Raw genomic sequence first — 13,040 nt, forward strand, 5'->3', positions numbered from 1 at the left:
GCCTTTGCGAGAAACCAAAACACACGAGATTAAAAATTAACCGTTTCTAATGAGGAGCAAGTATGACCATCACGAATAAGTCGATTAAAGGGGTTTGTCACTTAAATCCTATCGCTGCTGCAACGGCGTTTGCATTGGCTAGCTTGTCTATCACACCCGCTTTGGCCGAAGAAGTAGAAGCCAAAAAAGAATCAAAAATCGAAGCGATAACAGTAACTGCAACTAAGCGTTCGCAGGTTATTTACGAAGTACCAATTGCTATGAGCGCTTTTTCTGGTGATGAATTAGCATCACAGGGTATTTCAGATATTACTGATGTGGGTAAATTTGTTCCAAACTTGAATATCACCGGTTTTTCAGCGGGCCATAACTCATCGGCAAACCCCTTTATTCGCGGTATTGGTCTTCAGGACCATTTGATCACGACAGACCCAGGTGTCAGTGTTTACGTTGATGGGGTATATCTTGGTCGCCAAGTTGGTCAAAACTGGAACCTAGCAAACATTGAGCGCATCGAAGTATTGCGTGGCCCACAAGGTACTTTGTATGGTCGTAACTCAATTGGTGGGGCAATTAACATTATCACCAAACAGCCAGATCAAGACGCGGTTACTAAGGTCAGTGCTGAAGTTGGTACGCGTGGCCGTTTGAAGGGGAGCATATTCACCAACCAAGCAGTGAATGATGACCTCGCTTTTAACTTCAACCTTGGTTTTAATCGCCGCGGCGGGCTTGGTGAGTTCACTAACCTACCAAATGCAGAATTTGATGTTGGCGAGAACCAAGAGTTTCATGGCCGTTTTTCATTAAAATATAATGCCAGTGATGATTTACGCGTGGTGTTTACCGCAGACGCAAATGATGGTGAAGGGGGCACGCGCCCATATACAACATTGATAGATGAAATGCCGAATGGCCGCTTGTACCAAAACGGGCTGCGTAATTCCGATGTTGCAGCAGACCCGTACGACAACGCAACAGGTACAATTGAAACATCGACAGTGTCTAATAATGCAAATGGTTTATCGTTAACCCTCGATTATGATATCAACGAAGATTTGGGTACTAAATTTATCTTTAGTAAACGCTCTTCTGAATATAAAGCCGGTTTGGATGATGATGGGACACAGCTTGCCTTGGATCATTACCCAGAACGAGGTACTGCCGATCAAACTTCTGTTGAACTACAGTTTACTGGATACTTAGGCAATGTTGACTTTGTGACCGGATTATATTGGTTTAACGAAGAAGGTAGCAATCGTCAGAGTGCCTCTGAGGCAAGCTTTGATGGCGGGCCAACGAAGTTAGAGCTTGACCAAGAAACGACAAGCCGCGCAGTGTTTGTAAATGTAGGCTACGATGCCACCGATGATTTACGTTTATCCGGTGGTGTGCGTTACACCGAAGATGAAAAATCTGCATCTACCAATGTATTTGACCCTGTAGGGACTATTTATTCCCACAGAGAGTGGGATGACGTGTCATGGGAAGTGGCAAGTAACTACACCTTTGAAAATGGCTTAAACTGGTATGCAACGGTGCAAACGGGTTATCAATCTGGCCAATATCCAGCACGTCCTTACTTCTTGATTAATCAATTCTTCGGGGCTGGCGGGTTTGATAACCCAGAAGCTGGAGCAATTGTACGTGCTAACAATGCATTTATAGCCAGTGAAAATATCAGTGCTATTAACTATGAAACAGGTTTTAAAGGCCAGTTAACGAATGACTTTAGTATGAGCGTGGCTTTTTTCAATACTGAATATGATGATTTGCCGTATCAAGTGAGTGTGGTAACTGATACGGGCTTTGATACAAATAACTTAGTCGTTGAACAAACAAGTCGTGGTATTGAATTTGAAAGTACGTATTTAATCACAGATAATTTCACCTTGCATTCAAGCTTAGGCTTTATGGATGTGGATGTGGAAGAGCAAAATGGCGTAAAACCTGTCGCGCCTTTAACACCAGAGCTTACAGCGTCTATCAGTCCATCATATGAGTTTGAGCTGAATAATAGTGCATTAGTGACAACCCGATTAGACATATCTTATCGTGATAGCATGTATGGAGAGCCAAGTTCAGACGTCCGTCGTATGACGCAAATTGATTCACGTACCACAGTAAATTTTGATATTTCGTATGCGCCAATGAATGCGGATTGGACAGTCTCACTGTATGGACGCAACGTGTTTGATGAACGTTATGACGATGCGCGTTTAAACACAGAGGATTACATTCTATTAATTAAAAGCAATGACGCCAGTGAGTTTGGTGTTCGTTATAATGCGACTTTTTAAATAATACATAAGCCTGTTGCACTAAACTAAAAGCTCGCAGTGAATGTTTTCACTGCGAGCTTTTTAATGGTGCGCCAAGTATTGAATTTACTGCCTATCTAAATTCATCACTTTGACCCATGCCTTTACAAAGTCATTAATAAAACGCTGTTTTGAGTTATCAAATGCGTATACTTCTGAAATTGCACGAAGTTCTGAATTGGAGCCGAATATCAAATCTACCGACGTTGCTGTCCATTTGGATTGTTCGGATTTTCTATTGATACCTTCAAATACACCTGGTTGCGATGATTTTTTCCATTGAGTAGACATATCCAGCAAATTGATGAAAAAGTCATTAGAAAGTACTTCAGGTTTGTTTGTTAAGACCCCATGCGTAGCGCCTTTGTAGTTGGCATTTAAAACACGCAACCCCCCCACTAAAACGGTCATTTCAGGCACTGATAAGTCGAGCTGATCCGCTTTATCAATGAGCATTTCGGTAGGCGATTTATGACTTTTTTCAGTATCAAAGTAGTTTCTAAAGCCATCTGCATGTGGAGTGAGGAGGTTGAAAGAGTTGATGTCGGTTTGTGCTTGGCTGGCATCGCCACGACCAGCGGTAAAGGGGACAGACACATTAGTACCCGCATTTTTAGCGGCTTCTTCAATTGCTGTCGCACCAGAGAGTACGATTAAGTCGGCCAATGACACATGGCGGCGCTTTAAAAAGCCTTTATTTGCTGAAGTTTGTATTTCTTTCAGAACATTTAAGACCTTGGTGACCTCTGCTGGGTTATTGGCAGTCCACCCTTTTTGTGGTGCAAGGGCGATGCGAGCGCCATTAACACCGCCACGCATATCTGAATCACGGTAACTGGCGGCTGCACCCCATGCTACACGTACTCGCTCAGATATGCTCAGTCCTGAATTTAAGATACTTTTTTTCAATCGTTTAATGTCTTTGGATCTCAATTCTGACTTAGTGCTGTCTGAGATGGGATCTTGCCAGATATGAATATCTTCAGGTACCTCGTTACCTAAAAAGTGGCGTGTAGGGCCCATATCTCTATGTGTTAATTTGTACCATGCTTTCGCAAATGCGAGTTGATATTCTTTGGGATCAGCTAAAAATCGTTCGGCAATTTTGCGATAAGCCGGATCATATTTTAATGCCAAATCGGCAGTGGTCATTACGGGTGGATTAAACTTACCTTTAATATGGGCATCAGGCACAATTTTATGCAAAGATTTGTCTGTCGGCACCCATTGAATTGCACCTGCTGGGCTGCGCGTTTGCTGCCATTCAAATTGCAGTAAATTACTTAAATATAATGATGTCCAGCGAGTAGGTTGCTGGGTCCAAGCTCCTTCTAAGCCACTTGTCACGGTATCTTCAGAATGGCCTTTACCACAGGTATTTTTCCAACCAAGACCTTGTTGTTCTTGCGGCGCTGCGGCAGGCGCTTTTCCAAGGCATTTAGATGCTTTGTGTGCACCGTGCATTTTTCCGAATGTATGGCCACCAGCAATAAGAGCAAGTGTTTCTTCATCATTCATGGCCATACGCGCAAAAGCATGGCGAATATTTTTTGCTGAGCCTAATGGATCAGGTTTGCCTTTTGGCCCTTCAGGGTTGACATAAATGAGGCCCATATGAGTGGCACCTAAAGGGCGTTGCAGTTTTCCATCTTTGTGTTGTCGGTCACTGGCGAGCATTTCAACTTCAGGACCCCAATAGACTCTGTCAGGTTCCCAGTCATCTGCACGTCCACCAGCAAAGCCATACGTTTCAAAACCCATACTTTCTAAAGATACATTACCGGCTAACACCATTAAATCAGACCAAGATAATGCTTCTCCGTATTTCTGTTTTACAGGCCATAGTAAGCGTCTTGCTTTGTCTAAATTACCGTTATCAGGCCAGCTGTTTAGTGGGTCAAAGCGTTGTTGCCCACCACCAGCCCCACCTCGGCCATCAAGCGTACGATAGGTGCCAGCACTGTGCCACGTCATACGAATAAAAAAGGGTCCGTAATTACCAAAGTCAGCTGGCCACCAGTCTTGAGAGGTAGTGAGCAGCTTTTCTATGTCACTTTTAACTTTGGCTAAATCAAGGCCCTTAAATGCTTTGGCGTAATCAAAGTCGCTACCTAATGGGTTTGACCGCACATCGTGATCTCTCAATGCGGATAAGTCGAGTTGGTCAGGCCACCAAAATTGATTAGATTTAGCATGGCCGTCTTTACTAATACCGCTCCCTAGCGCACCTTTTGGTTTACTTATTTGATCTGATTGTGCAACGGCGACACCTGACGCTAACGCGAGTCCCGTGAGTATTGCGATAGTTGATTTAGAAAATACTTGCTGTTTTTTCATTGTCCCAGTTCCTGTTTTAAAACGAATGTAATCGTTTCGTGAATGACTTTATCAATTGCACAGCATGGATTGGTGATGTTGCCAATACACATGAATACAATAATTGTTCGACCGTCGTATTCATTGCTGTTGCTGAAGTGCGTTTTCTCACAACTTGGTTCCATAAAAAGAATATGGAATATGTTGTGTAATGTATTTTGAATTAAACCGATTAGTGCAATCGGAAAACTCAATTTGCTTAATTGTTATTTATAGGTTATTTAGTTGTTATTCTTTGCGTTGCTAGCCATTACTATTCATTTCAGTAAATGTAGAAGAAAATTAGGCATGATGTTTTTCCAACTATTTGAGTTTAATGTTTTTATTTTTATTAAAATAATAAAAACTAAGAGTTGGGTAGATGTTAAATAATATTTATCACATAAATATCACAAAAAAATAACATTTAGATGGCAGTTAAAGTATGTTTTAAATTCGTATGTTGTGTGACTGTGTGACTGTGTGACTGTGTGACTGTGTGACTGTGTGACTGTGTGACTGTGTGACTGTGTGACTGTGTGATCGACAGGAAAAGTTGACGATGATGCGTCAACTTTACTCAGGCTGGGTGGCAGGAGAATGGGGGGAGCTTTATCTATCTGTCAGGCTCGTTAAGAGATATCAGCCCACTTAATACCAAACTTTTGCAAGTATTTTTGTAGGCGACTTGAGTCATTCTGTTGTGTTTTTAAGGTGCGACTGACATCAAATAAGGCTCTACCCGCAGAGGCCATGGTTTTATGTTGAGTGCAGGTAGATAAAACAAAGTTAAGTTGATTGGCATCGAATATATCAAGTTGGGCGATTTGTTGTGTTGATAGGTGTTGTGCGGAACAGTTTTCACTTTCTCACAGTTCGCGAACACTTTCCTACAGCTGAATACACGAATATTACAGGTTGTATCGGTATTATCGTTGTTATTGAAGCAAGTAATAGGACATAACAATGTTAAATAAATTTTCTCTTTTAATTGCGCTGGCATGCATCGGTGCAAGTCAGGCGAGTGAATTGAGTGACCGTAATGTCGTCACTCGTTCATTGACGGTACAAGACAGTGAATTACAAGTTGTTGGTGCTTTGGGTTACGGTAAAAACGGTGATGAAGACGGTATTGAGGTTGGTTTTGATGCGCGGTATGGCTTAAATGATGATTGGACAATTGGCTTAGGGCATACTCGTTATCGATTTTTAGACCGAGGAGATAGTGACTTAGGCCTTGAGCTGACTCTGGGCGCAGGTTTAAAAGGCATGTACGAAAAATTAGGGCAAGGCAATGTTGATGTGCTGGGCTACGGTGCTGATATTATGGGTAAATATGTCTACTCTCAAGATACTGCCTTACTATTTGGTGCGCAATATGTGTTTTGGAATGTACAACATACCGATAAAAACGCGGATGAATATCGGTTTAACCTAGGAGTGCAGCATCAAGTGCTTGAGGATGTAGTAGTGAGTGCTGACTATACACTCAGGAGTTTAAATGATATGACTCAATCAACCGCACATGAAGCCTCTGTGTCAATGAATTATGCACTTTCCAGAAGCTTAGATGCTGGAGTGTATTTGAAATACTCGAGCTTTAACCCGCAAGAGAATGGCTTTACGGCTGACAGTGCCAACAAACAAGGAGTTGGTGCCTATGTGAGCTACCGTTTCTAGTGTGACTCAGTTGGTTTTATTCATTTAGTACTTGATGATACAGCGTTTCAATAAAGGCTAAAAAAGCACTAACTTTCGGTAACTTTGCTCGATTACGAGGGTATAGTGCATAAACATCAACTTTTGGCATTCCCCACTTGGGCAGGATCTGAATTAAGCTACCTGCCTTTACTTCTTTTGCACACATATATTCAGGTAGTACAGCAACGCCTAAGCCATCTATTATGGATTGTTTAAGCAACGCAAAATCGTCAACGAGTAAACGCGGCTTGTTAGCCAAGGTGATTGACTGGCCATCTTCTGAATTCAAATTTAACTTTGTGCCGTTACTCGCGGGGTTCATAATCAGCAGTTGATGCTCAATGAGTTGCTCAGCAGAGGTGGGGTTACCGTACTGTGTTAGGTAACGTGGGCTAGCAAATAGTTTACGTGAAACACTGCCCAATTTTTTCGCAATTAACAGTGAATCTTCTAAGTGACCAATACGTATTACAACGTCGAACCCCTCTTCAATGAAATCGACTCGTCGATTGACTAAATTGAGCTGCACGTTGATTTCAGGGTATTTATGCATAAACTTGCCAAGTGCTGGGCGCAACACTTGTTGGCCCATCGCGACCGATGTGCCAATCTTTAGCTGACCTTTATAACGATGTAACTGTTCACTGACTGAGCTATTCGCTAAATCAATCTCTTCATGTATGCGCTTGCAATGTATAAGATAATGTTTACCTGCTTCTGTTAAGTGCTGTGACCGGGTAGAACGCTCCAGCAAAGTAATATCTAACTGCTTTTCTAAGCGAGATACTTTTCTGCTGACATTTGCTTTGGGGATCCCCAACCGTTCTGCTGCTAATGTGAAACTACCAGCTTCTACTACAGCTAAAAAAACCATCATGTCATTTAAATCATATTGCATAAGTCAGCATCTAATTGTTGTTGATTATGAGAATATCATATCAATTAATGTGCATTTATCAATCTAATTAGACAGCGTACTATTACCACATCAACCAGATAAAATGACTTTACGAAGGGGAAATAGATGCAAGTATTAACAAGAGAATCATTACCATTAGGTGGCTTTGCCGGTTTAACTGAGCATCGTTTAGTGACTGACAGTCGCGTGTTTGCAGGTAGAAAAGCGCCAGATACATTCGAAGGCATTGGTAATTTTGTTTACCTAGCGGATGCTCAATTTAACCCAATGGGTGAAACGCACATGCACCCACATAAAGAAATTGATGTGATCACCATTATGATGGATGGACGTATTAGTCATGAGGGGTCGTTAGAGCACGGACAAAGTTTAGTCGCCGGTGAGGCGCAGGTACAGCGTGCTGGTGGTGAAGGTTTTGAGCATAATGAGGTGAACCCTGATATGACCAAAAACCGCTTATTGCAGTTATGGGTATTACCGGATGAATTCGGTGAGCCTGCTGGTTTTAAGCATTATACAGTGCAGCAAGGAGTAACGCGTATTTATGGTGGAGATAAGACGCAAACTGAGATCTTTTATAGCTCAACCATCATAGACATTGTGCGTTTAAGAGCCGGTGAAGTATTCACTTCGAACAACGATGTATTGGTTTACGTCAGTAAAGGTGATGCGGTATTAACGGATGGCAGTGCGTATTATGATGCAAGTGAAGGGAGCTTGGTACGCAGTGAAAATATTCGTATTGAAGCAAATAATGACACTGAAGTGGTGGTTGTGACAGTGGCAACGGCATAAGTTTACTGGTTAGGGCTATAACTATGACACATTTAAATCGGTTTTTTATTGCTTTGATTAATTATATTGCATTAGTGCCACTTGTGTATTTTATTCCAAATTGGATAGCGCCTTATTTGCCTAACAATCAACTATTACACGTAGGTATTATTGTTGCATTGATAGTACCTATTATGTCTTATGTTGTGAACCCTGTAGCAATGTACTTTTTAGGGAAGGCCTTCAGTGTTGAGTCACACTGAAGGCATGCTATTTTCATTATATCAGTAGAATGAACCAAGCTTATGTTTTCATTATAATTGTTGGTTCAGCCAACTTACCATGAGTTGCGCCAAATTAGGGTCCTTGGTTAAGAGGGGATATCCGTGTTCAGACCCTTTGTAACTGATTAATTTACTATTAATATGCATCGCGCTATCAAACAGCGTTTTGGCGCTGCTATAAGTTCTTCCATCTTGCTCAGCTGCGATAATTAGGGTGGGGACGTTTGCCAAATCGGTTTTATATCGTGCAATGTTAGTCTCATTCTGAGCCGATGAAAAAAACACGATAGCTGACATAGGTGTACTTTGTGCCAAATTCACTGCTTGGGTGCCACCACAACTGGCTCCTATTATCGCGATACGGCCATGATTACCAATTTTGTTTTTTAGGTAATTATATGCCAGTGCTACATCATCAGGCCAATTTTGAGAGAGAGTTAACCAAGCCGAACGTCGAGTGTCATCTGGTTGCGATCTTACTTTTTCAATATCATATTGATGATTTACGCTTTCTCCAAATCCTCTAAAATCTAAACTTAATGCGTGAATACCTAATTGTGCCAATTGCTCACCTATCTTGGTATACATACTTCGATTGTAATTACATTGATGAAGCATTAAGACGGCACGGTCGCTGGCAATGTTAGGTTTGAAATAGTCTGTTTTTAGAGCAAAGTTGTCGGAGGTGATTAGTACATTCTCTGTAGCGTGTGTCACAGTAGAAAAGCTCGCAAGGAATATGAATACGCTGAGTACTTTATAATTTTTTTTCATAATCGTTCTTTTAATTTAAGTGTTGTTCCAACTTAACGATAGCTTGTTTTTTTTTCAGTGATTTTCGTTCAGTGAGACAATAAACGCGTTAAGGTGAATTATTAGGTGATTCTAATTGCGGCACCTCAACAGGAGACCTTTGGCTATGAGTATGTGTTTGGTTGTTGGGGCAGATCATTATGAGGAGCGGAGAGCGTATTTGTTGTTAAAGTAATATTGATATGATGCTCGTTACTTTTCCGGAGAATAAATTTATCGTTTTGATTTTTATGGTTATATTTTTATTTTTTCTTTTTGTTTTCTATTTTTAGCAAATAATAAAAAGTGGTTAAGATTTAGGTAAACCGTAAATGTACAATGAGAGCATGTTTTAGGAAAAGGTATCATAACAATGAAAAATAGACTTTTACTTACGCTTTTAAGTACCCTGTGTTTAAGCGCTTGCTCTCAAAATATCACCCGTATAGAGAATGAATTGTTCCCGGGAACAGGCAAGAAATATCAAAATATTTATCCTGGTACATATCAAGGCCGCGGCCCTCATCATGCTTATGATGATGTTGACTTTTTATTACCAACAGAGAAAAAAACAGTCGAACAGGGCATGATCAGTTTTGCGCATTCTGGTATTGATAAAACGTTTGGGTTTGATTATGAAAAGCTACTCTCACCGACGGCGGAAATAAATAGCCGCAATGCAGGTCATATTACCTGGCTTGGGCATGCAAGCTTTTTGATACAGAAAACCAATGGCGATGCATTCGTTACCGATCCTGTTTTTGGTGAGTTTGATGGGTATGGTTGGGTTGGCAGTAAAGTCATTGATGACTTAAACCGCTTGGGCGATGCACCTATAAAAGCAGATCAACTAGATTTTGTTACGGCAATCATGGTTTCTCACAATCATTATGATCATCTTAATAGTGAAACTTTGAATCGTTTTAATGGCAATACGGCTTTGTACTTACCACTTGATACCGCTGATGATGTCAACTATCAGCAAGGTCCCATTACTGAAATGGGATGGTATACACAAACCAAACATAACAATACCGACCTTCATTTTTTGCCTGCGAATCATACGTCCAGTCATGGCGCGTTTGATACAGATGAAAGCTTATGGGGAAGTTGGTTAATGAACGATGGTAAACACACAGTCTACTTTGCTGGGGATACGGGGTATAGCCCTATTTTTAAAGACATACAGCAACAAGTTGGCGATATAGATGTGTGCCTAATGCCTATTGTTGCATACCCTCGGGGAGCAAGAAAAATGCATATGTCACCAGAAGATGCGGTGCAGGCAGCACTCGATTTAGGTTGTAAGGTGTTTATTCCATGGGGGTATGGTACTTGGGCGTTAGGATTTGAACACGTCAATGAACCGTTACGCCGCTTAGCAAGAGCCGTTCAAGATATGAAACCTCACTTTATTGTAAAAACACTGCTAGTAGGAGAAGGCGTAAATTACGCTGAGTTATTAAACACGTCTAATTAATGTGTAGTCTAACAACCACAATTGTTTTTGTTATACAGTGTTTTGGCGGCCGTTGTATGAAAAATACAGCGGCGCTTTTTACTATTTATTTGATCGCGTCTTATATAATATGTATTCAAATTCAAAGGTATGGAATGTCATTATGTTACGAATGGGCTTATTTTTGGCTGCGATCACATTAAGCGGTTGTGTTAGTTTTACCGATGCAGATCGGTTGCTGGCTAAAGACTGGCGTTATGCAACAGATTCACATGGAAGCCGAGCCATTTTTGAAGGAGGCTTGGTGAAAGATGGACAGATTGATATGGGTTTTTCGCGAGTTCCCAGACTTGATAAGGCGAATAACTCGTGGGTTGAACTAATTTATGATATTCCGCAGCGTTCTCTCGAAGGTTACGAAAGCGTCACCGTGACTTATCAAAGTGATAGGGCACTTATTATTAAATTGTCGCAAAAAGACTATGGTGGGCAGGGTGATAAAAGCTATGCGCATTATCAGGTTACCTTACCAAAGGCAGATAAAAAGACGACGCACACAGTCATGTTATCTGATTTTTCTCGCCCAGATTGGACACCAAAATGGTCAACGGGCAAAGGGATGATAAAGGCACATATCAATGCGCTTTATTTTGTACCCAGTTTAACAGATAAAGACGGTGGCAAGGCCCAGTTGAGCATATCAGCATTGACGCTCAACAAAAATGAGCGCGCTTAACAGTGATTGCCCATACTCAACACCTCATGTTTGATTATTATCTGAGTCTATTGAGGGTTGTTAATGAGTGTCCTTTTGGCATGAGTAGATAACCGCTTACTATGATTTTGCTGTGATAATTGTCGCAGTCGTTTGACGGCAAAAAACGCAGTAATCATATTAGCTACAGCAATGGCTATAAACATACCGGTTAGTGGGAGGTAGTACAATCCAATTATAGCCAGAGGCAGTGTGAATAGAATTTTATGGCTAAGACTGAGTACATTTGCTTGGGTTGCGTGATTTATTGCGTTTAAATAAGACTGCGTTAGCATAACAAAGCCTGCGCCAATTAAGCTAATAGGTACAAACAGTAAAAATGCATCTAGATCTGCTTTTAACACGTTGCTCAAGTTTAGCGCGATGAAGATAGACTGAGCGTTAGCAAATAAAAGCAGTGCAATGGCGATTTGAATGATAAAAACTATCGCAAAGCTATTTATAATAAATGACTTTACTCGAGAATACTCATTGGCCCACCAGTTTGCTGCAAGAATGCCTGGCAGTGATGCCGTGAATACCATCGGCGTTAGCAAAGCGAGTGCTTCAATTCGAAATACAATGCTCAAAAGTGGTAGTTTTTCGTGAGCAATGCTTGCAACAAAATAGGTGAGTACACCAATACACACAGGCATATACAATTGCTGTAACGTTGCATTTAGCCCTGTGATTGATATTTGCCTGAACGTGTTACGCCATTTTATTTTCTGAATAACGATGTTATCGATACCGAGCATGCGAAACGTTATCAATAATGACACAAACGCAAAACAGGTATCAGAAATTAAATGGCCGTATCCCGCACCCATGATGCCGCTATTTGAAGATTGGGCACACGTACCATCACCAATTAAAATATAGCTTAATGCAAATTTACTGAGCATCCATAAAGTCAGTACTGTGCTCGCTGGTTTTATATGGCCCAAACTACGCAGTATGCCATTACATTGCCAAATGAGTACCAAGGGCAACCAAGAGACTAATCGTATATTGGTATATTCGGTAGCGAGCGAGGTGACCGCTAAGTCCACCGCGGATGTAGGAGAGGAAGTTGTCCCTAATACGGAATATATCAAAGGGGTCGTCATGTAAAGTAGTAGTGAAATGAAGAGTGTGAATAGGCCCACCACAGTTAAAGCTCTTATCACATTGACGTTTAATCCTCCCATCATGTTGTCATCAGAGTATGTTGATGTTTCTGATTTTACACGGCATATCCAATTGTTGGTTGCAATTGATAAAGCGATAGTGAAGCCGGTCATCGCGATTGTAATGGGTGCGCTGAAGCTTAATGCTGAAAGGTGCTCAGAGCACAGTTTCGCAATTAAAGTGATTTCAAATAAATCATATGCAACCAGTAAAAAAATAGCAGGAAAAATTGGCAAAGAACTATAAATAATAAGCTTTAAAACTGAAGTCTTTAACATCCATTGTTGTTTGCATAGTGGCATGTATATTTTATATTCCGTTAGTGAATAAGAAGAAGGTAGTGCTTGGTAAACAATAGACCGTGCAATTGGCAAAAAAGTTCTTAGTGGAATGCGAGTTAGCATGAATATGTTTTTATCGTAAGATATTGCGACAATGGATTGAACCGAAGGGGTAGGAAATAGTCATCATCAAAGCACATACGTGAATTTGTAGCGATATGCCAATCGAG

The 13,040-nt window shown here is 41.0% G+C and carries 11 protein-coding genes; 7 read left to right on the top strand and 4 right to left on the bottom strand.

Annotation, left to right across the window (positions count from 1 at the left end):
• Positions 1-62: 62 nt before the first annotated feature.
• Complete coding sequence (locus tag J8M01_RS18310; protein WP_211058904.1) at positions 63-2,300, top strand: TonB-dependent receptor; 2,238 nt, start codon at positions 63-65, stop codon at positions 2,298-2,300.
• Between the two features lie 87 nt (positions 2,301-2,387).
• Here the strand turns inward: J8M01_RS18310 and katG are convergent, their stop codons facing one another.
• Positions 2,388-4,658, bottom strand: coding sequence for a catalase/peroxidase HPI (gene katG / locus J8M01_RS18315; RefSeq protein WP_211058905.1), 2,271 nt, complete (start codon positions 4,656-4,658; stop codon positions 2,388-2,390).
• Between the two features lie 38 nt (positions 4,659-4,696).
• Between katG and J8M01_RS18320 the strand changes: the two genes are divergently transcribed.
• Both J8M01_RS18320 and J8M01_RS18325 read left to right on the top strand, forming a co-directional pair.
• Positions 4,697-4,849 carry a hypothetical protein gene (locus J8M01_RS18320; RefSeq protein ID WP_211058906.1) on the top strand — a complete coding sequence of 51 codons (153 nt, stop codon included), beginning with the start codon at positions 4,697-4,699 and terminating at the stop codon, positions 4,847-4,849.
• 793 nt (positions 4,850-5,642) lie between these two features.
• Positions 5,643-6,356: a hypothetical protein gene (locus J8M01_RS18325; protein ID WP_211052552.1), complete on the top strand. Its 714-nt coding sequence runs from the start codon at positions 5,643-5,645 to the stop codon at positions 6,354-6,356.
• Between the two features lie 16 nt (positions 6,357-6,372).
• Here the strand turns inward: J8M01_RS18325 and J8M01_RS18330 are convergent, their stop codons facing one another.
• Positions 6,373-7,275 (bottom strand): LysR family transcriptional regulator, encoded by a 903-nt coding sequence (locus J8M01_RS18330; RefSeq protein ID WP_211052553.1) that lies wholly within the window; start codon positions 7,273-7,275, stop codon positions 6,373-6,375.
• 126 nt (positions 7,276-7,401) lie between these two features.
• Between J8M01_RS18330 and J8M01_RS18335 the strand changes: the two genes are divergently transcribed.
• Both J8M01_RS18335 and J8M01_RS18340 read left to right on the top strand, forming a co-directional pair.
• Positions 7,402-8,091 (top strand): pirin family protein, encoded by a 690-nt coding sequence (locus J8M01_RS18335; RefSeq protein ID WP_211058907.1) that lies wholly within the window; start codon positions 7,402-7,404, stop codon positions 8,089-8,091.
• Positions 8,092-8,114: 23 nt separating this feature from the next.
• Positions 8,115-8,333: a hypothetical protein gene (locus tag J8M01_RS18340; protein WP_211058908.1), complete on the top strand. Its 219-nt coding sequence runs from the start codon at positions 8,115-8,117 to the stop codon at positions 8,331-8,333.
• Positions 8,334-8,384: 51 nt separating this feature from the next.
• On the opposite strand, the gene J8M01_RS18345 is transcribed toward J8M01_RS18340, so the two are convergent.
• Complete coding sequence (locus J8M01_RS18345) at positions 8,385-9,128, bottom strand: alpha/beta fold hydrolase (RefSeq protein ID WP_211058909.1); 744 nt, start codon at positions 9,126-9,128, stop codon at positions 8,385-8,387.
• A gap of 391 nt (positions 9,129-9,519) precedes the next feature.
• Between J8M01_RS18345 and J8M01_RS18350 the strand changes: the two genes are divergently transcribed.
• Entirely contained in the window at positions 9,520-10,626 is a 1,107-nt protein-coding gene (locus tag J8M01_RS18350; protein WP_211058910.1) for an MBL fold metallo-hydrolase, read from the top strand.
• Between the two features lie 142 nt (positions 10,627-10,768).
• Entirely contained in the window at positions 10,769-11,341 is a 573-nt protein-coding gene (locus J8M01_RS18355; RefSeq protein WP_211058911.1) for a hypothetical protein, read from the top strand.
• A gap of 47 nt (positions 11,342-11,388) precedes the next feature.
• On the opposite strand, the gene J8M01_RS18360 is transcribed toward J8M01_RS18355, so the two are convergent.
• A complete protein-coding gene (locus J8M01_RS18360; RefSeq protein WP_211058912.1) occupies positions 11,389-12,831 on the bottom strand; it encodes a hypothetical protein in 1,443 nt (480 codons plus the stop codon).
• Positions 12,832-13,040 lie beyond the last annotated feature (209 nt).

Source organism: Pseudoalteromonas sp. MMG005, from assembly GCF_018101015.1.
Taxonomy (GTDB): Bacteria; Pseudomonadota; Gammaproteobacteria; order Enterobacterales; family Alteromonadaceae; genus Pseudoalteromonas; species Pseudoalteromonas aurantia.

Excerpts from the sequence above, each read along its gene's own strand:
- J8M01_RS18340 (WP_211058908.1), top strand. The coding sequence starts at position 8,115 with ATGACACATTTAAATCGGTTTTTTATTGCTTTGATTAATTATATTGCA.
- J8M01_RS18335 (WP_211058907.1), top strand. The coding sequence starts at position 7,402 with ATGCAAGTATTAACAAGAGAATCATTACCATTAGGTGGCTTTGCCGGT.
- J8M01_RS18360 (WP_211058912.1), bottom strand. The coding sequence starts at position 12,831 with ATGCCACTATGCAAACAACAATGGATGTTAAAGACTTCAGTTTTAAAG.
- J8M01_RS18355 (WP_211058911.1), top strand. The coding sequence starts at position 10,769 with ATGTTACGAATGGGCTTATTTTTGGCTGCGATCACATTAAGCGGTTGT.
- J8M01_RS18345 (WP_211058909.1), bottom strand. The coding sequence starts at position 9,128 with ATGAAAAAAAATTATAAAGTACTCAGCGTATTCATATTCCTTGCGAGC.
- J8M01_RS18310 (WP_211058904.1), top strand. The coding sequence starts at position 63 with ATGACCATCACGAATAAGTCGATTAAAGGGGTTTGTCACTTAAATCCT.
- J8M01_RS18330 (WP_211052553.1), bottom strand. The coding sequence starts at position 7,275 with ATGCAATATGATTTAAATGACATGATGGTTTTTTTAGCTGTAGTAGAA.
- katG (WP_211058905.1), bottom strand. The coding sequence starts at position 4,658 with ATGAAAAAACAGCAAGTATTTTCTAAATCAACTATCGCAATACTCACG.
- J8M01_RS18325 (WP_211052552.1), top strand. The coding sequence starts at position 5,643 with ATGTTAAATAAATTTTCTCTTTTAATTGCGCTGGCATGCATCGGTGCA.
- J8M01_RS18350 (WP_211058910.1), top strand. The coding sequence starts at position 9,520 with ATGAAAAATAGACTTTTACTTACGCTTTTAAGTACCCTGTGTTTAAGC.